We start from the raw sequence: 19721 nt of genomic DNA, 5'->3' as shown, positions 1-19721 counted from the left end.
GCAAAAATACAATTTTTGCACTCCGGATATTGCAAAAATACAATTTTTGCACTCCGGCTCCGTCCGGTGTTCTTTCCGGAGTGCGAAAAATGTTTTTTCGCAACTGCAAAAATACAATTTTTGCACTCCGGATATTGCAAAAATACAATTTTTGCACTCCGGCTCCGTCCGGTGTTCTTTCCGGAGTGCGAAAAATGTTTTTTCGCAACTGCAAAAATATAATTTTTGCACTCCGGATCCCTCCGGAGCAAATCTGCTATAAATATACCGCCCTTACAGGGCTGAATCAGCCCTCCCCTAAATCCGTTATAATCAGCAAAAATTTTTTCCGGAGCGCAAAAACAGAGCGAAGCGTTTTTTTACAAAAATTTTTTCCAATCTGTTGAACACAGGACTTCCAAAGCTTATAATACTTCGGAAGTCTTTGATTCAGAGATTATACTGCTGCTCCATCCACGACATGTATTCTCCGGTTCTGACTCTGCTTACCCATTCCTGGTTATCCAGATACCATTGAATGGTCTTTCTCATTCCGGTTTCAAAGGACTCATTCGGCTCCCAACCGGTCTCTCCGCGTAATTTATTGAAATCAATTGCATATCTGAAATCATGACCGGGTCTGTCTTTGACAAAAGTTATCAGTCCTCTTCGTGATCCGCCGCCTGGCATCGGATTCAGCTCATCCAAAAGGTCGCATATTCTTCTTACCACATCAATATTGTACATCTCACACCTGCCCCCGATATTATAGGTTTGGCCCCGCCTTCCCTTTTTCATGATTTCCCATATGGCACTGCAATGATCTTCCACATAGAGCCAGTCCCTTACATTACGGCCATCACCGTAAACCGGAAGACTTTTTCCCTCAAGGGCGTTCAGTATCATCATGGGAATAAGTTTTTCCGGAAATTGGTATGGCCCGTAATTGTTTGAACAGTTGGAAATGGTCACAGGTATTCCATATGTCTTATGATAGGCTCTTACAAGATGGTCGGAAGATGCCTTGGACGCGGAATAAGGACTGCTCGGATTGTAAGGCGTATCTTCGGTAAAAAAGCCATAAGGACCAAGGGCGCCATAAACCTCATCGGTGCTGACATGGTGAAAGAGAAGCATCTGATCTTTATGTTTTCGGACCAGTTCAATGAGATTAAATGTACCGACAATATTGGTTTTGATAAAAGCATCCGGCTCCGCGATAGATCTGTCAACATGAGATTCTGCTGCAAAATGGCATACCGTATCAATTTTATATTTTTCAAATAATTCTGACATGGCTTCGGAATCGCATATATCCGCGTTTATGAACTTATACCGTCCTATAAATTTTTTATCAATTTCAGTCATATTTTCAAGATTTCCGGCATATGTGAGCTTATCCACATTGACAATGCGTCCTGTAAAGTCAGATTTGGAAAGCAGATACCGGATAAAATTTGTCCCGATAAATCCGCAGCCGCCTGTAACAAGCATCGCTTTCATAAATCCCCCTGACTGCCAAATTTTTTGAATTTGACAGATATTTATCATTTAGTATTAATCATCTGATGATAAAGTTTTTTTTTACTGACTGAGCTTGGTGATAATTTTTAAACAAGGAATCTTTATTCCGGTCACTAACTTAGGGAACTCCAAATAAATAATATACCCGGTTCGGAAAAATGTGGAAAACGTAGGGTGGGTGAAGCGAAGCGGAACCCACCGGACATCCGCGTAAGGTGGGTTCCGCTTCGCTTCACCCACCCTACATTCCGGGTATTTTATTTTTTAGAAAATCCCTTAGATGATTTTCAGAAAGAATATACCTGGTATGTTCTTTCTTGAAAATTGTATGAGTGTCATCAGATCGAAAAATTTTCATGGACACATTTTCGGTCTGCTGAACATTTTAATTTTTTTAAAGTGTAAAAACAGGTAAGTCGTGTTCGGTTTTGGTTACGCTCTGATTTTTTTAAGGTCTGAAAAACCGGACATCTGTTCCCTGTCTTTGATATATTCAAATTTCATTATTTACAGAGTCAGAAACAAAAAACTTGATCACTGAGTATAAAATATAGTCATGTACAGACTTTAAAAAAAAGATTATTCGGAGTACCAAACTTGCAGTTTGACACTCCGGAAGGGTAAAAATTTTCTTAAAATCTTACCTTAAAATAGTCTTTTATCACCTGATAATCAAGTTCCATTTTCAACATTACGCTGCAAAACATGAACTCTCAGCAGATCGCAAAGTTTCCGGGCTGTCACAGAGCAGACACGACAGACGGGGGAAAAACCCGGGTTTTTCCGACCGGGGAGGTTCCCCTAATGCTGTTGACTTAGGAAGTTCCGGGCGGATCCGGAGTGCAAAAATTTTATTTTTGCAATTGCGAAAAAGCATTTTCGCACTCCGGAGAAAATACATTCATGATTCTGGCGTTGGCATTTGGGCAGGCGGCATTGCGAAAAAGCATTTTCGCACTCCGGAGAAAATACCGGAAAACCCGCTTACGCTTAAGCCTGGAAAAAAGCCGGGTTTCCGCGGGTGCGCTCTTGATTTTTTCATTTTCACGATTAATGCGGGGACAGGACAGATGAGACTGGCAAAGGTTTTTCCGTGTGTGGCGGAGGTGGGTGACTGTATTCAAAAGGGGAAAAGATAAAATTTCTTTTCCCCTTCTATACGGGAGGCAAAGCCTCCCGGTCTCGCGTTACGAAGCATGGCCTCGTAACGAGTTGAAATTTAAAATATCGGGTCTGATAACCTTATTTGAATATCAGACGTGATTTAGCCCGCCTTAACCATAATCTTCCGGGGCGCTGCTTTTTCAACTTTCGGCAGGGTCAACCTCAGGACACCGTCATTTAACTTGGCGTCAATCTTTGACTGGTCAATGACTTCGGAAAGGGTAAACTGCCTGAAATATCTGCCTGTCTGATATTCTCTGAATATATCTGTTTCTTCAGCACCTTCGGGCGGTTCCACTTCTCCCGCCAAAGTGAGGGTATTTTCACGAAGGTCAATATCCAGGTCTTCCGGCTTCACCCCCGGCATGTCCGCGAGCAGGGTGATTTCAAGCTCTGTTTCAAATATATCTGCAACCGGCACAAAAGTCGGACCTGGTTTTGTCTGTTCCGCGGAAGCGTTCACTTCCTGTTTTTCCTTTACCTGAATATCTTTGGATTCTGTCATTTTCCATTCCTCCTTATGTTTAAATTTGCCGGAAACCGGGTTTGAAAACCCGGTTCTTAGCTGATTGTAATTTGTCTGGGTTTTGCTGACTCAGCTTTGGGCAAAACAACCGTTAAAACTCCGTCAGTAAGGCTGGCCTCAACCTTTGCCGGATCAATCTGATTCGGTAATGTGACGATTCTGCTGAATTTTCCTGCTTCCCGCTCCCTTCTGTGATAATTGACCTCTTTGCTCTCGGAAGGTATCTTCCGCTCACCTGATACAGTAAGGGTTTTTCCGGTTGCAGAGATATCCAGGTCATCTGTCTTTAATCCGGGAAGTTCCGCACGAACCTGATAATTATCCTTATCTTCGGTCACATTGATCAGTGGGAAAACACCTGACCAACGCCGCTGTAATAACCCTTTCTCCAGTTCCTCGGAAAATTTATCCAACTGACCTCTCATCCGATCCAGTTCGTCAAACGGCGTTTTCCATCCCCATACGGGCGTATTGAACATTCTCCTGATTCTCATTATTCATTCCTCCTTATTTTAATTCTTGATTGAAGATTGAAGATTGCCAGTCTGAAAAAAGCCTTCAATCTTCAATCACTGATCATTTTCTCCATTATTCTGCCTTTACGCTTATCTTTCTGGGTTTGCCTGCTTCGGCTTTGGGGAGCGCAACTCGCAAGACACCGTCTTTTATGCTGGCCTCAATTTTTGACTGGTCAATAATCTCCGCAAGCGTGAATGTTCTCATAAAGCCGCCTATGGGGTATTCTGAAAATATGGGCCTGCCGGGTCTCTCAGTGCCGACTTCACCCTGAATGCTCAGTTTGTTATCCTCAACCTGAATCGTTACGCCGTCTTTATTGACCCCGGGCATATCTGCAACCAAGATCACTGAATCCCTGTCTTCAAAAATATCCGCAACAGGTGTGAAAAAATCACCGGGTCTTGTCAGTTCTCCCTGGGCCTCTGCTTCCTTTTTATCCTGAACATTAAGTTCTCCAGCTTCCATTTTTCTCCACCTCCTTTCTTAATTCACCTTGACTTCAATTTTTTTGGGTTTTGAATCCTCAGTTTTGGGCATGGTGATCTTCAGGACACCGTTATTCATGTTCGCTGTCACCTTGTCGGTTGAGATGCGGTTCCGGAGATTTACCTTTTTGTTGAAAGCGCCGCCTGCTCTCTCCCGACGATGGTAACAGACATTTTTGCATTCATCACTGACTATTTTTCGTTCACCTTTCAGACGAATGCTGTCTGCTTCGACATTGATCTCAATGTCCTTTTCCGTCATACCGGGAAGTTCCGCGGTCATATAAAAATTCTCATTATCTTCATAGAGATTTACCGGCGGAAAGGCTCGGCGGGATGTTGCCAGGTATCCGCGTTTGAAAAAATTTTCAAACAGCCGAGTCATCTCGTTTACTGGCAGTCCAAAATCACGGTCTGTAAGGCCCCATCCAAAATATGTTCCCGGATAACCCGGAGTTGTTCTCCTGATAATTGTCATAATGTCACCTCCTTAAAAGAAAAATATGGTTCGCTGTGTCATCGCATTATGTGCCGCTGATTTCGATCTTCTTGAATGCGGACGGTTTTATCTTTTTCATGGTAATGTTCAAGATTCCGTTTTTATATGATGCGTCAATGTCTGACGTATCTGCCCCGGCAGGAAGCCTGATGCTTCTCCTGAACGTCCCGTAAAACCGCTCTTCCCGATGGTAGTCCTCATTGTCTTCTTTGGTCTCCTGCTTTTTCTCGCCTTTAATGGTCAGGGTTCTGCCGCTGACTTGTACGTCAATGTCCTCTTTGTCAGCTCCGGGAATCTCAGCTTTGACAGTTATATCTTTTTCTCCTTCGCTTACATCTGTATAAGGAAACCATGCCTTTTCCGAGAATAAACTTCTTTTGTCAAACGGACTTATATCAAAAAATCGCTTAAAAAAATCATCTGTTTCACTGCGAAAACGGGCGATTTCATTCCGCTGAGGTTTTCTGCATGATATGAGATTAAACATGGTTGCACCTCCTTGTTTATATGAAAGTGTTAGGTGTTAGGTGTTAAGTGTCAGGAAAAACTGTAAAACTTTCATTTTTCGTTGTGACCGGCAGCTCATGGCCGTTTATATGAAAGTGTCAGGTGTTAAGTGTTAGGAAAAACTGCAAAACTTTCATCATTCGTTGTGACCGGCAGATCATGGCCGTTTATATGAAAGTGTCAGGTGTTAAGTGTTAAGTGTTAGGAAAAACTGCAAAACTTTCATCCTTTGTTGTGACCGGCAGATCATGGCCGTTTATATGAAAGTGTCAGGTGTTAAGTGTTAAGTGTCAGGAAAAACAGCAAAACTTTCATTTTTCGTTGTGACCGGCAGGTCATGGCCGTTTATATGAAAGTGTCAGGTGTTAAGTGTTAAGTGTCAGGAAAAACAGCAAAACTTTCATTTTTCGTTGTGACCGGCAGCTCATGGCCGTTTATATGAAAGTGTCTGAAGTGACTAAAGTTAAAAGTTCTTTCATATTTCGTTGTGAGCGAACCGCTCATGGCCGTTTATATAAAACTGAATAGTTGTGATTTCTAAATGCTTCGTTCTCTTCCGCTCTTTCTCTGAAACTTAAACATGCTGGCAGGCATGTCAAGGAAAAAATAATTTAATTTCTTTTAATATCAAAATGTTATCTTTTCACACCTGAAAAAAGATAATCATGTGAGAGGGCCTGTCAAGAAAAAAATGCATCGCCAATATTTTTTTTATTTGGGATTTGGGATTTGGGATTTGGGATTTGAAATTTAAGATTTGAAATTTGTCCTGGCTTTATAAAAAACCGAACCCCACCACTGTGACATCATCCTGTCTTTCATTTTCGCCTTTGTGTTGCTCAAATGATTCGATGATTTTTTTTTTCTGCTCATCAAAAGAAAGGTAGCTGATTTTTCTGAGAAGATTTTTTAACCGCTTTGTACCGAAGCGCCGGTCACTTTTTTCACCCAGCTGATCTGCAAAACCGTCACTGAGCAGATAAAAACACATGCCTTTTCTGATTATCGCTGTGTGATTAGTGAAGTTAAAATTTAAATCAGATTTCTTATAGCCAATGCTTTGCCTGTCACCCTTAATAACCATTACTTCGCCATCCCGGGTGTAAATCAGCGGTAGTCTGGCTCCGGCAAAAATCAGGGAATAGTTATCAGTTTTCGGTTGTTTTTTTTTAAAGAATGGATCTGTTTTTACTGAGGGCTGACAACTGGCAGATGACAATTCCTCACTGACAGATGATAACTGAATAAAACAAATCGCAGCGTCCAGGCCGTCATCGGAAAGGGCATATTCAGTGTCCTGATGAAGTGACATTTTAACAATAAAGTTCAGACGCTTCAGAATTTCAGCAGGGTCATGACAGCCTTCATCTCTTATGATTCTTCTTAAACCGGAGGACGCGATCATGCTCACAAACGCTCCGGGAACCCCGTGACCCGTGCAATCAATTACTGCCACAACAAAACTGCCGCGGTCAGCTTTCCCGGACGGAGGAAAAAAATCAATATGAAAAATATCTCCGCCGACAATATCTCTGGGCATCCATATAGAAAAGCTGTTCGGGAGAAAGTTCCTTACCTCGTCCGGATTTGGCAGCAGAGATTCCTGTATCATCTGGGCGTAACGGATGCTGTCCATAATCTGCCTGTTTTTCTCCTTCAGTTCCTGTGTCCGCTCTTCCACCTTTCGCTCTAACTGCTCCGCGGCCAGACGCTCCTGTTCTAATACTTTTTGCTGATGTTCCAACTTTTCTGCCTGCGCTTTGGTGATATGCCGTATGTATCCGAACACCGCCCCTGACAGCATGACCACATACAGACTGTATGCCCACCACGTTTTCCACGGCGGAGGCGTAATTATTATTTTAATTCCGACACCCTGCTCATTCCATACCCCGTCATTGTTTGATCCCCTGGCCCTGAAAATATATCTGCCTGCGGGTAAATTGGTATATGTGACAAAACGCCTTGTGCCTGAGTAAATCCAATCTTTGTCAAACCCTTCCATCATATAGGCGTACTGATTTTTTTCCGGATATGCATAGTGAAGCGCGGTAAATTCAAATGAAAAGACGCTTTCTTTGTAGGACAATTCAATCTCTTCGGTATATGTGACGGATTTTTGTAAGAACGAATTTTCATCCTTCACTTTCAAAGATTCGTTGAATATCTGAAAGTCCGAGATGACAAGCGGAGGAATATGCGGATTATCTTTGACATCTGAGGGATGAAATATGTTAAAGCCATTGATACCGCCGAAAAACATCTCACCTCGTCTGGTTTTATGGTATGCTCCCACATTAAACTCGTTGCTTTGCAGCCCGTCTCTCACGTCATAGTTTTTAAATTTTTCTGTTTTCGGATCAAACCTTGCCAGACCTTTATTAGTGCTGATCCAGAGACGGCCGTTATCGTCCTCTGCTATTCCATACACCACGTCATTTGGCAGCCCCTCTTTTTCTCTGTACCGGGTGAATATTTTTTTTCTCGGATCAAATTTATTCAATCCGCCAATGGTTCCGAGCCAAAGCATGTTATGACGATCCTCATAAATTGACAATATCCAGTTGTCACCGAGACTGTTAGGATTGTTGTAATCCTTTTGGTAGCGGATAAACTTTCCGTTCTTCCGATCAAACTGATTTAATCCGTTCTCCGTTCCGATCCAAAGTATTCCTGAACGATCTTCATAAATCACCCATACAGCGTCGTGGCTCAGACTGTGAGGATCACCAATATCATTTTTATAATGAGTAACAAATTGCGCTTTTTCCCGATCAAACTGATTTAATCCGTTCTCCGTTCCGATCCAAAGCGTCCCTGAACGATCTTCGCTGATTGCCTTGATTTTATTATTCGTGAGTTTGTCGGGAGTGTTCAGATGATGCGTAAATGTTTCACTTTTTGGGTCAAAGCTGTTTAATCCGCCATAGGTTCCCACCCAGAGTGTTCCTTCGTGATCTTCATAAAGGGACCAGACTTCATTATGGCTCAGAGTATGAGGATCATCAGGATTATTTTGGTAGTGGATGAATTGATCATTCTCCCGGTCAAACCGGTCTAAACCCTTGTCTGTTCCGATCCAGATGTTCCCCAGCCGGTCTTCATAAACGGACCAGACAACATTATGACTCAGGCTGTGAGGATTCCCGGGATCATTTTTATAATGAACAAACTGTGCCTTTTCCCGATCAAATTTATTGAGACCCGCTGTATAAGTTCCGATCCAGAACACCCCTGAGCGATCTTCATAAACAGACCAGATAACATTATGACTCAGGCTGCGGGGGTCATCAGGGTCATTTTTATAGGAGATAAATTTTTCTTTTTCAGGGTCAAATTTATTAAGACCTCCGCCCTCCGTCCCGATCCATAGCCCCCCGGCCATATCCTCAAAGATCAGCCAAACTCCGTTATGACTCAGGCTGTAAGGGTCATCAGGCTTGTTTTTATAATGAATAAACTGCGCCGCTTCCCGATTAAATTTATCCAGTCCGTTCTCTGTTCCGATCCAGAAATATCCTGACCGGTCTTCATAAATCGCCCTCACATTGTTATGGCTCAGACTGGACAGATCATCAGAATGATGAAGGTATCGGGTAAATGTTTCCTTTTCCCGGTCAAATTTATTGAGACCTCCGCCCTCTGTCCCGATCCACAGCATTTTTTCGCTATCCTCATAAATCGCCCTGACATTGTTATGGCTCAGACTGGCCGGATCATCAGGGGTGTGCTGATACCGGGCAAATGTTTCCTTTTCCCGGTCAAATTTATTGAGACCTCCGCCCTCTGTCCCGATCCACAGCATTTTTTCGCTATCCTCATAAATCGCCCTGACATTGTTATGACTCAGACTGGCCGGATCATCTGGCTTGTGCTGATACCGGGTAAATGTTTCCTTTTCCTGATCAAACTTACTGAGGCCCCCGGTCTCTGTTCCGATCCAGAGATATCCTGACCGGTCTTCAATGATTGATCTGATACCGTTTCCGCTCAGACTGTTGGGATTATCCGGGTCATTCTTAATCACCGTAAAACTGTATCCGTCATATTTATTCAGTCCGTCCCACGTCCCAAACCACATAAAGCCTTTGCTGTCCTGTAAAATGCAATGCACCGAGTTTTGAGAAAGCCCTTGCTCAATTGAGATATGTTCAAATTTAATGCTGCCCTCTTTGGCGAATAAATGGGTTGTCAGATTCAGAAAAAACAGAATTACCAGACAAATAAATGTCATCCGTGAATTTCCGTAACATAATGGACATCCTGACTTTGTTCTTTTAGAAATTACAGTCATTAAGTTTTTTCTTTCTTCGGAACATTAAAATTTATTAAATCGCCTGTTCTGAAGGCGTGTGAAAATCATCTTTCATAATGGCTCTGAAAAATAATTTAAGAACTTCGGATAGTATCATCTCCTGTCTGTATGGAGTATGTGAACAAAGGATTTTCCAAAAAATAAAATACCCGAAATGCAGGGCGAACGCGGCGAAGCAAAATCCGCCGAACATCACATCCGCATATCCGCATAAGACGGACTTTGCAACGCCCGCCCCGCGACCTGCATCGGGTATGTTGTTTATTTCAAGTTCTTTGGGAAGACAGATTTTAAGACAATGCCAGTTCACTTCGGACAATTTTAAAATAATCAATGCAGATGGCATGATTTCTTATTATTTCCTATACACCCGATGATCAAATTTTTTGACCTGGCTCGAACAAACACTGCTTTCGCAAGCTTCGGCGTGAGATCAGTCAAACGGAATTGATCCATCGAGCATATAAAAACAAAAGCCTGAACTCATCAGTAAAAAACTGTATAATTTCAAAAGTTTGAGAACTCCGACCCGGCTGATGTCATCATCTGCCTGTGTTATGAAAAAATAATAATATAAATAGCATATTAAGATATAGATTCAATAAAAAAATAGACCAATAAAATTAAGTTGTTATTTTTAACAAACAGCTCGGACCGCTTTTATAACCAATTAATTTTATAAAAATTGAGGATTTTTGATATAAAAAATAAGGCGATTTTCAAGAAAGCATATGCCAGACATATTCTTTTCCGGAAATCACCTAACCCTTTTGTTTTCAGATTGAAAATTATCGAATCTTATAAAATCAGTTGGTTATAAAAATTGAGCGGACTATTATTAAAAAAATATAAATTTGTGCATGTTTAATCTTGAAATTTATACGAATAAATGTAATAAAAAAGTGCTTTTTATAACACCTGTAACCCCCCTCAAAAAAAGAGGAATTTGGCAGACTCCCGAACTCCGACAGATAAGTCCGCGGGCTTCGGCTCTTTAGTAAAATCAGAAAATTAATTTTTACCTCAAGTGCCGGCATTTACAGACTTATCCGAATTCTGAATAATTATTATTCAAAATCAGCACATCGAAAACGGTTAAAAAATTCAGGACCTGTTCGCAGTTCTGCGTTCACACGGTCTTAAAAACAGATGACCGCGCCCATGTGACAGCCCCCCTGAACGCAAAACTACGTATTTTTTCAACCTGTTGAAAATATTATATGCTGAAAAGAATACATAAAGCATTGTAAAAGGAGAACAGATAATGTACGATTCAAACAACTGGGACTGGGATATCAGCGAAAAAGCCATTGCCGATATTAGTAAATGGAAAGATAGTTTTGAATGGGTAGAAGAGCCGTATGTAAGCCCGGACGGTGAAAAGGTCGCAGCTGTTGTAAAAACGGGTGAAATGGAATTCAGTGTTTGTGAAAACGGCACTGCCTGGGAAAGCACTTTTGACAAAGTATGGCATCTGAGATTTACAGCGGATAACCGACTTACAGGTCTGGTATCGGACATGGGGGAATGGACAGTGGCCGTTGATGGTCAGACATGGGAAAGCCGGTTTGAATTTGTGTGGAATGCTGAATTCAGCGAAGATGGAAAAAGTATCGTCATAGCTGCTCAGAAAGGAAGACAATATTTTGCAGTGGTAAATGACACACCATGGGAAGAGGGCTTTTCCAACATAACAAACCTCACAACAAGTCATGACGGCAGAAGATCCGCTGCTGTTGTACAAACAATTCCGGTGGGAGAACTGGAAATCTTCAAGTTTCAGGAAGGGTGTTATTCAGTGGCAGTGGATGGAAAGGTCTGGGATAAAAATTTTGTCAACGCGTGGGAAATATCTTTCAGCCATGATGACAAACATGTGGCATCAGAAGTAAGAACAAGCCTCTATGACTATACAATTGCCGTGGATGGCGTTCCCTGGGACCAAAGATTCTCATCTGTATGGAAGCCGCTGTTTTCCCCTGAAGGCGACTCTGTCACCGCTCCTGTCAAGATCGGAGGAAACTGGACACTGGCACAGGATGGAAAACCTGTCTGGGGCAACAAATTTTTTCAGATGTGGCATCATATGTACAGTCCTGACGGAAAAAAAGTGGCCGCCATTGTCGCACCTCGGTTCGGCAGATGGACCGTGGCAGTGGATTATACGGCCTGGGACCTCACCTTCGGGGACCTTGTCACAGATGCGGTGTTCAGCCCCGACGGAAACCGGATTGCCTGCGTCGGCAAGGAAGACGGAAAATGGATGATTGCCGTGGACGGCGTAGCATGGAATGAGGGGTGTGACATGGCATGGCAGCCTGTTTTCAGCCCGGACAGTAAGCGTGTCGCTGCAAAAGTACAAAAAAACGGGCGTTACATCATTATGGCAGACGGAAAGCCTCTGACCGGGGAATTTGATATGGTGTGGGATCCGATTTTCAGTTCTGATGGAAAAAAGATGCTTATCAGGGGAATCAGAGGAGAAAAATACTACCGTCAGATTCTGACATTATCCTAAAAAAATTTCAGGTGTTAAAAATTTCAGGTGTCAGGAAGAACACTGAAATTTCCATATTCCTTTGTGACCGATGTGTCATGACCGTTTATTAAAAGAAATAACGAATGACCAAACACCAGAAGGAGAAAAAAACAGATGCATGGTCTTTATAATTTTGTGAGTGGTCCGATGGTCTGGATTTCCTTTATCCTTTTTATCGGAGGAAGCCTTTATCGCCTGATTTCCATGGCGAGTCTGGCAAAGGAAAAAGATCCGGTCGTTTATATTTACATGAATCCCTATTACGCGTTTCGCTCAATTTTCCACTGGATCATTCCTTTCGGAAGCGAGAATATGAAAAAAAATCCGGCAATGACAGTGGTTACATTTGCCTTTCATATCTGCATGTTATGTGTTCCGATTTTCCTTTTTGCCCATATTACGCTTTGGAAAGAATCATGGAATATCAGTTGGGGGTATATATCAGATGGCACTGCTGATTTTATGACGCTGATTGTGGTTGGCTCCTGTGTCTTTTTTCTTGTGAGACGACTTGTCCGACCCGAGGTCAGGTATCTTACCTCTTATTCGGATTTTATTATACTTGCCATTGTCGCGGCCCCTTTCATAACGGGTTTCTGGGCGTATCATCAGTGGATCGGATACAGAATGATGCTGATTCTCCACATGCTTTCAGGGGAAATCATGCTGATTGCCATCCCCTTTTCCCGGCTAAGTCACATGCTTTTTTTCCCATTTACAAGAGGATATATGGGATCTGAATTCGGAGCTGTGAGAAACGTCAAGGACTGGTGAGAATATTTCTCTTCTTTTACCAAACCAGACTTCCGAAGTTTTCAAAATTTCGGAAGTCTTCTCCCCGCCGGACACACCTGTTCACCTGACCCCTTTTTAATTTTTTACTGAATTTCAGCCGGAGCTTTGCCCCCGGGCCTTGACAAATCGCCCTTTCAGCGATTTTTCTGAAAGTTTTCATCTGCTGAAGTCAGGTTTCAAGTGTGTCGCCAGTGTCAATAGACTGCGGTCACACGGGTCGAAATTCCCCCTCTTGCCGTAAAATCTCCTGTCACCTCCATCCGCCTGGGATCAAGAACAGCAACAAGGTCATCTAAAATACGGTTTACCACATGCTCATAGAAAATACCGATATTTCGATATTGCAGCAAATAAAATTTCAGCGATTTTAATTCAACTATTTTTTTTGCCGGTCTGTATTTTATTATGATATTTCCGAAATCCGGCAGCCCGGTCATGGGGCATACCGACGTAAATTCCGGCTGCTGTATCGTAATATCAATATTTCTCCGGCCTTCATATTCATATGGAATAGCCTCAAGAATATCCTTTGAGACATTGTTCTGTTTATGTGTATTATAAGGCAACTTATTTTTAGATGGTTCTGACATCATCATCCTTTCTTTATTGGTGACTGGTGATTTGTGATTTGTGATTTATAATTTGTAATTTGTGATTTGTGATGGGTAATTGGTGACTGCTCAAATCACAAATCACAACTTCCCAATCACAAATCACCAATCACAACCTCCCAATCACAAAAAACTATTCTCTTTCCTCAATGGGAACATATTTTGTTTGCCGGGGGCCTATGTAAATCTGGCGGGGGCGACTGATCTTCGATGACGGATCATCTATACTCTCTTTCCATTGAGCAATCCATCCCGGGAGTCTGCCGATTGCGAACATGACTGTAAACATTTTTGTGGGTATTCCGATAGCACGCAGAACAATACCGCTGTAAAAGTCCACATTCGGATAAAGATTATGCTCAATAAAATAATCATCCTTTAATGCGACTTCCTCAAGTTCCTTTGCGATATCAAGCAAAGGATCGCTAAGTTTTAGCCTTGAAAGAACAATGTCACACATTTTTTTCATAATTTTTGCCCGGGGATCATACGTCTTGTAAACCCTGTGTCCGAATCCGAACATTCTGAAAGGATTATTCTTGTCTTTTGCTCTTTCAACAATCTGTTTTACAGTGGTACCTTCTTTTAAAATTTCAGAAAGCATTCCTATAACAGCCTGATTTGCGCCTCCGTGCAAGGGGCCCCAGAGTGCTGCAATTCCCGCAGAAATTGTGGAATAAAGATTTACCATAGCGCTGCCCACAATTCTTACAGCCGAAGTGGAACAATTCTGTTCATGATCAGCATGAAGAATCCAGAACACATCCAAAGCTCTGACAATTTCCTCATCAATTTCATAAGGTTTTACAGGTGAGTCAAACATCATGTTCAGAAAATTTGCACAATATGACAGATCAGGACGGGGATAAACCACTCTGTGGCCCCTTGACATCTTATAGGACATGGCTGCCATCGTACGAACTTTGGAAAGAAGGCGGGTAACTGTTATGTCAATTTCTTCTTCCACATCTTCAAGATAAGGATAGAAGCTTCTCAGGGCCGAAACCATTGATGAGAGTATGCCCATGGGATGAGAAGCTCTGGGAAAATTCCCGTAAAAGTCTCGCATATCCTCATGCACAAGAGAATGATCATTTAACAGGACTGAAAAACGATTGATTTGTTTCTGGGTGGGCAGTATTCCCCGGATTAAAAGAAATGCGGTTTCCCTGAAACTTGAATGTTCGGCCAGTTCTTCAATCGGAATCCCCCGATAACGCAGAATACCCTTCTCTCCATTCATAAAAGTAATGTCACTCTTGCAACTCCCTGTGTTGACAAATCCCGGATCAAGTGTAATAAGCCCGGTCCGTTGGCGAAGTTTTGAAATATCAACGGCTTTTTCACCTTCAGTGCCTACAATAAGAGGAAATTCATACGTTTTTCCTTCAAATATGATCTTTACGTGTTCAGCAGCCATACTCTGTCCTTTCTTTTTACCAGATACCAGGATATAAGACAGTTTTTTCATGGGTAGTCCTGCAAAGGCAGTGATGAATCCCGTTCAGTCCCATGAATATCGGGACACTGAATCTTGTTCATCACTACTTGTGCAGGACTACCTTTTTATGAACATTAAATCAGCATTCCTGTCTCATCCTTCTACAAAAAAACGCTTACATATCAGATATTCGGTGTCTGTTTTTTATTTTTTATTCTTGACTTGTATCTTTTTTATTATATTTAATAACAGATTTATTTGTCAATTTAATAATCGGCATCCTTCACAAAAGCTCAAAAGTAGTTTATAGTTTTTCCGGGCTGTAAAACAGTTTTGCAAATTGTTTTACAGTAAAGTGTAAACTGTCAAATGAAAGATACCTAATAATCCATAAAATTTCAGGTGTATAAAAAATGGCAGAAAAAAAACTTTTTATCAGCAATGACGGAATGGTTACATTTATGTGCCCGAAATGTTCAAAGATAAAGACAATTAATGTTTCTCAGAATAAAAATAGCGATAAGATTGCCAGGATAAAATTCAAATGTACATGCGGATATACTTCTGATGTTCTTTTGGAAAGGCGAAAATTTTACAGAAAAGAGACAAATTTGCCCGGAACATATGTCTTGGAAGATAACATCGAAAAGCCGATGGTCGTAAAAGATCTGTCGCTTATCGGTCTTAAATTCGATGCCCAGAGCAAACAAAATTTTGCGGTTGGTGATGAAGTTTTGGTAAAATTTTCTTTGGATAACGATCAGGAAATATTGATCAGAAAAAAGGTTTTGGTAAAAAAAATATTCGGTTCTTTTATCGGCGCTGAATTTTGTAATGTGGAACCTGATGATCCCACTGACAAAGCTATTGAATTTTATGTCATTCCATAACCCGGACTTATATCCTCAAAAATCAATAAACATCCCAGTCCCGAAGAGACGGCTGAAAATAGCCCGGCAATTTATTGCCAGAGGACGGATCCACCATAATTTTCTTGAAATTTTTAAATAATACCTCTATATTTATATGAAAGTGTTAAGTGTTAGGTGTTAGGTGTCAGGTGTCAGGAAAAACTGCAAAACTTTCATCATTCGTTGTGTCCGCAGGACATGGGAGTTTATATGAAAGTGTTAAGTGTTAGGTGTTAAGTGTTAGGAAAAACTGCAAAACTTTCATCATTCGTTGTGACCGGCAGTTCATGCCCGTTTATATGAAAGTGTCAGGTGTTAAGTTTTAAATGTCAGGAAAAACTACAAAACTTTCATCGTTCGTTGTGACCGGCAGATCATGGCCGTTTATATGAAAGTGTTAGGTGTTAGGTGTTAAGTATTAAGAAAAACTATAAAAATTTCATATTTTGTTGTGACCGGCAGTTCATGGGAGTTTATATGAAAGTGTTAGGTGTTAAATGTTAGGAAAAACTATAAAACTTTCATCGTTCGTTGTGACCGTCAGCTCATGGCCGTTTATATGAAAGCCTGTTGTGATTTGCAATTTGCAAGAAAAGTTCCGTATTATTTAGCATGAAATCTGATATTGCAAAAAACATTCTGTTTTTTTCTATTGCTTATTTATCAATATTCCAAAATTTTTCAAAAAAATAGGTGAAAATTATGTTTAAAAACAGATTTAAAAGTTCAGAATCAGCTTTGTACATCTTGTTTGCAGTATTTATTATATTGGGTATATCCGCATTCATGCCTTTTATGGTCATGGCCCAGAATATACCTGAAATTGAAGTTCAGGATTCCACATTGACAATGCCCCTTTTTTTAGAGCAGGAAAAAGAAATTGAAGGAATTACTTTAGCTATTGAGTATGATAAAGATGTGCTTGATGCAACTGGCGTGACATTAGCTGGTGGGATATTGGAAAACAAAGATTATACGTTAATACCAATAAACACAGATGATGAGGGTAAGGCAAAGGTTTCAATTTACTCTGGCCGGGAATTATCCCCCGGAAGCACGGAAACACCTTTTGCGTTTGTGGACTTCAAGATTATCGGGCGGTTTGGCGACAGTTCCCTGCTGTCATTTGAAAAGTTTGAATGTAATGAGATGCCGGTATCCGGTAAATCCGGTTTTGGAGTAAATGAGACAATTTCAGATAAGGTCAAAGTCATTGTCAGATCAGACAAGGCTGAGAATTTCAATCTGACACATGCGATACTGGTTTTAAAGATATTGGCGGGTATGGCTGAGGAGGGTATAAATTCAGATATAAATGAAGACGGTAAGACCGGAACAGAAGACGCAGTTTATATTTTACGGGTCATCGCAGGTCTGACTCAGCCGTCAGACGATCAGATAGAAATCATGCAGTCAGAAAAGCCCAGGGTGACATCGCCGGATGTCAGCGCAGATGACCTGCGGGATCTGGTTGCCGGAAACACCGAGTTTGCCCTTGCACTCTATCAGAAACTCTCTGAAAATGAAGGAAATCTCTTTTATTCTCCGTATAGCATCTCTCAGGCCCTTGCAATGACTTACTCGGGCGCTAAAAACGAGACCGAACAGCAAATGAAAGACACCCTTCATTTTCTCTCCCAGGATCGCCTGCATCCCGCCTTCAATGCCCTTGACCTGGAACTCTCCACCCGGGGTCATGGCGCTGAAGGCCAGGACGGGGAAGGCTTCAGGCTGAATATTGCCAATTCCATATGGGGACAGACCAGCTATCCCTTTCTTTCGTCGTTTGTTGATGTGCTGGCTGAAAACTACGGGGCAGGTCTGAATCTTCTTGACTTTGCCAAATCACCCAATGATTCCCGTATCGCCATCAATGAGTGGGTCAGCGATCAGACCGAGGAAAAGATAAAAGACCTGATTCCCCCCGGAGCAATCTCATCTTTCACACGCCTTGTGCTTACCAATGCCATTTATTTTAATGCTGCATGGAAATTCCCTTTTGAGGAAGAAGCCACCCAAAATGACACCTTTTATTTAGCTGACGGGACAGAGATGTCAGTACCGATGATGTCCCAGACAAAGCCTTTCGGCTACGCAAAAGGCGAGGGCTATGAGGCCGTGGAACTCCTGTATGACGGCGATGAACTCTCAATGGTGATTCTGCTTCCTGATGCGCCGGATACATCCGGCGATTCGGTTACAACCAGTGTCACAAGTTTCGGCAGTCTTTTCCGCCGAAGCTCCCGTGACTTTGGCACATTTGAAAGCTCGCTTACGGCTGAACAGCTAAGTACAATCACAGAAAGTCTTGAGTTGAAAAATATGCAGTTGAAAATGCCCAAATTCAAATATGAATCAGATTCCGTCAGTCTGAGCGAGACCCTTGCTCAGATGGGCATGCCAATCGCTTTTGGCGACGGGGCGGATTTTTCCGGAATGGACGGAACCCGCAATCTCTTTATCAGCGATGTAATACACAAAGCATTTGTGTCGGTAGATGAAGCCGGAACAGAAGCCGCTGCTGCCACCGCGGTGATTATGGATGAATCCGTTCCTCCCGAACCCATAGAAGTGACAATAAACCGTCCCTTTATCTTCCTAATCCGTGACATTGAAACAAAAGCCATCCTTTTTATCGGCAGAATGGTGACGATAATTGATAATTGATAATGGATAATTGATAATGGATAATTGATAATGGATAATTGAGAATGAATAATTGATAATTGATAATTGATAATTAAAGCGAGAACCAGAGAATGAGGAATTTCTTAATCCTCAGCAATTATCAATTGTCCATTATCAATTATATCAGATATCTTCCTCATCTATACGCCTCATCCCTTCCATTAAGAGCCACATAAAGTCCCCCAGTTCGGGGGCTTTAATTTCTTCTTTGGATAACCCCGGACTGAACTTGAATCTGCCTTCTTTTTCTTTTAATATGTCAAAGAAAGCTTCCTTGCCTTCTTTTTTACTGTATTTTGCACGGATAAGACCCCCCTCTCTGAAAGAGAGTTCTGCCGTGCCTTTGGAGAGTGTCAGGGTCAGCACACCGGTTTTATGGTTCAGATTAAGGGTCTGAAGTAATTCAGAGGGGGGATTTTCAGAGAGCCTTCCGATCATTCCGGACGCAAATTCCTCAAGCCGTTCGACATTTGTTTTTGCAAGCCTCTGAGCAAGCAGACGGGCAAAATACATTTGAAGAGACGGAAACATATTCAGAACTTTTTTGAAATCTTTGCCATAGATAAATAAAACAGTTACAAGTTCCCCGACTCTTATTGTCGCACCCACAGGCGTTCCGATGAGAAGACTTATCTCACCGAAAACTTCTCCGCTTCCCATGTAGCCAATGCTGGTATCCTCATCAACCAGTACTTCGGCTTTGCCGGACACGATGATATATAAATTACTGGCAGGATCTCCTTTTTTTATGATGGTGGCCCCCTTGGCAAATTTTTTCATCTTTAACATCGGTGTCAGTCTTTTGATATCCGCCTCGTCAAGGGTCTGGAAAATCGGAAACCGCTTCAGCAATTTTGCAGCAAACTTGATGTTATTATCCTGTTTGTCAATGGCTGTTGTTTTAAATTTCTTTTCCTGGTTATACTCCAGCTTGATGAGTCCGGTACAGCCGCTGCAATTTGTCACGTATTTCGGAAGGCTCTCCATGCTTCCGTATTCCACAAGAACAGCTGTTATGTCCGAAATAAGTATTCGGCACACGGGCCTGTCCTCAGGTATTTTGATGACCGAGGTGTTAATAAATTTTTTCTCTTCGCTGTCCCCTACCAAAACAGCTTTGCCTGACAATTTGAATTCATCTCCCAATTCATAAAGGGGACAGTTACTCTCTTCGATAATTTTAAAAATTGCTTCGGGAAAACTCATTCTTATTCCTCT

The 19721-nt window shown here is 41.8% G+C and carries 15 protein-coding genes and 1 pseudogene; 4 read left to right on the top strand and 12 right to left on the bottom strand.

Going from position 1 to position 19721, the window contains the following annotated elements; all coding sequences use genetic code 11:
- Positions 1-429: 429 nt before the first annotated feature.
- The 9 genes and pseudogenes from rfbB to dnm_RS18975 all read right to left on the bottom strand — a co-directional run bounded on the left by rfbB (position 430) and on the right by dnm_RS18975 (position 9864).
- On the bottom strand, positions 430-1482 hold the full coding sequence (gene rfbB / locus dnm_RS19010) for a dTDP-glucose 4,6-dehydratase (RefSeq protein ID WP_207678486.1): 1053 nt from the start codon (positions 1480-1482) through the stop codon (positions 430-432).
- A gap of 1285 nt (positions 1483-2767) precedes the next feature.
- Entirely contained in the window at positions 2768-3088 is a 321-nt protein-coding gene (locus dnm_RS19005; RefSeq protein ID WP_337833621.1) for an Hsp20/alpha crystallin family protein, read from the bottom strand.
- Positions 3083-3199, bottom strand: a pseudogene (locus tag dnm_RS31460) (hypothetical protein); the annotation flags it as partial. The gene dnm_RS19005 and the pseudogene dnm_RS31460, both read right to left, overlap by 6 nt.
- A gap of 29 nt (positions 3200-3228) precedes the next feature.
- A complete protein-coding gene (locus dnm_RS19000; protein ID WP_207678484.1) occupies positions 3229-3687 on the bottom strand; it encodes an Hsp20/alpha crystallin family protein in 459 nt (152 codons plus the stop codon).
- 94 nt (positions 3688-3781) lie between these two features.
- Positions 3782-4177 carry an Hsp20/alpha crystallin family protein gene (locus dnm_RS18995; protein WP_207678483.1) on the bottom strand — a complete coding sequence of 132 codons (396 nt, stop codon included), beginning with the start codon at positions 4175-4177 and terminating at the stop codon, positions 3782-3784.
- An 18-nt stretch (positions 4178-4195) separates the two neighbouring features.
- Positions 4196-4675: an Hsp20/alpha crystallin family protein gene (locus tag dnm_RS18990; RefSeq protein ID WP_207678482.1), complete on the bottom strand. Its 480-nt coding sequence runs from the start codon at positions 4673-4675 to the stop codon at positions 4196-4198.
- 46 nt (positions 4676-4721) lie between these two features.
- On the bottom strand, positions 4722-5183 hold the full coding sequence (locus tag dnm_RS18985; protein ID WP_207678481.1) for an Hsp20/alpha crystallin family protein: 462 nt from the start codon (positions 5181-5183) through the stop codon (positions 4722-4724).
- A gap of 795 nt (positions 5184-5978) precedes the next feature.
- Positions 5979-9437: a two-component regulator propeller domain-containing protein gene (locus dnm_RS18980; RefSeq protein ID WP_207678480.1), complete on the bottom strand. Its 3459-nt coding sequence runs from the start codon at positions 9435-9437 to the stop codon at positions 5979-5981.
- Between the two features lie 94 nt (positions 9438-9531).
- Positions 9532-9864 (bottom strand): hypothetical protein, encoded by a 333-nt coding sequence (locus dnm_RS18975; protein WP_207678479.1) that lies wholly within the window; start codon positions 9862-9864, stop codon positions 9532-9534.
- Between the two features lie 918 nt (positions 9865-10782).
- Here dnm_RS18975 and tmcD point away from each other — a divergent pair.
- Together tmcD and tmcC are read left to right on the top strand one after the other, a co-directional pair.
- Complete coding sequence (tmcD, locus tag dnm_RS18970) at positions 10783-12036, top strand: electron transfer complex subunit TmcD (protein WP_207678478.1); 1254 nt, start codon at positions 10783-10785, stop codon at positions 12034-12036.
- A gap of 135 nt (positions 12037-12171) precedes the next feature.
- The gene (gene tmcC / locus dnm_RS18965) at positions 12172-12831 is read left to right on the top strand and encodes a TmcC family electron transfer complex membrane anchor subunit (protein WP_207678477.1); all 660 of its coding nucleotides are present in this window, start codon (positions 12172-12174) and stop codon (positions 12829-12831) included.
- Between the two features lie 215 nt (positions 12832-13046).
- On the opposite strand, the gene queF is transcribed toward tmcC, so the two are convergent.
- The gene (gene queF, locus dnm_RS18960; protein ID WP_276571812.1) at positions 13047-13448 is read right to left on the bottom strand and encodes a preQ(1) synthase; all 402 of its coding nucleotides are present in this window, start codon (positions 13446-13448) and stop codon (positions 13047-13049) included.
- A gap of 148 nt (positions 13449-13596) precedes the next feature.
- Complete coding sequence (locus dnm_RS18955) at positions 13597-14883, bottom strand: citrate synthase (protein ID WP_207683707.1); 1287 nt, start codon at positions 14881-14883, stop codon at positions 13597-13599.
- 434 nt (positions 14884-15317) lie between these two features.
- Between dnm_RS18955 and dnm_RS18950 the strand changes: the two genes are divergently transcribed.
- A complete protein-coding gene (locus dnm_RS18950; RefSeq protein WP_207678476.1) occupies positions 15318-15794 on the top strand; it encodes a PilZ domain-containing protein in 477 nt (158 codons plus the stop codon).
- Between the two features lie 723 nt (positions 15795-16517).
- Positions 16518-18482 carry a serpin family protein gene (locus dnm_RS18945; protein WP_207678475.1) on the top strand — a complete coding sequence of 655 codons (1965 nt, stop codon included), beginning with the start codon at positions 16518-16520 and terminating at the stop codon, positions 18480-18482.
- Between the two features lie 144 nt (positions 18483-18626).
- Here the strand turns inward: dnm_RS18945 and dnm_RS18940 are convergent, their stop codons facing one another.
- Entirely contained in the window at positions 18627-19709 is a 1083-nt protein-coding gene (locus dnm_RS18940; protein WP_207678474.1) for a DUF4388 domain-containing protein, read from the bottom strand.
- Between the last annotated feature and the right edge of the window lie 12 nt (positions 19710-19721).

This window comes from Desulfonema magnum (assembly GCF_017377395.1).
GTDB classification, from domain to species: domain Bacteria; phylum Desulfobacterota; class Desulfobacteria; order Desulfobacterales; family 4be13; genus Desulfonema_C; species Desulfonema_C magnum.
The sequence above is the reverse complement of the archived record's forward strand: the minus strand, read 5'-3'. Positions and strand labels throughout refer to the sequence as shown.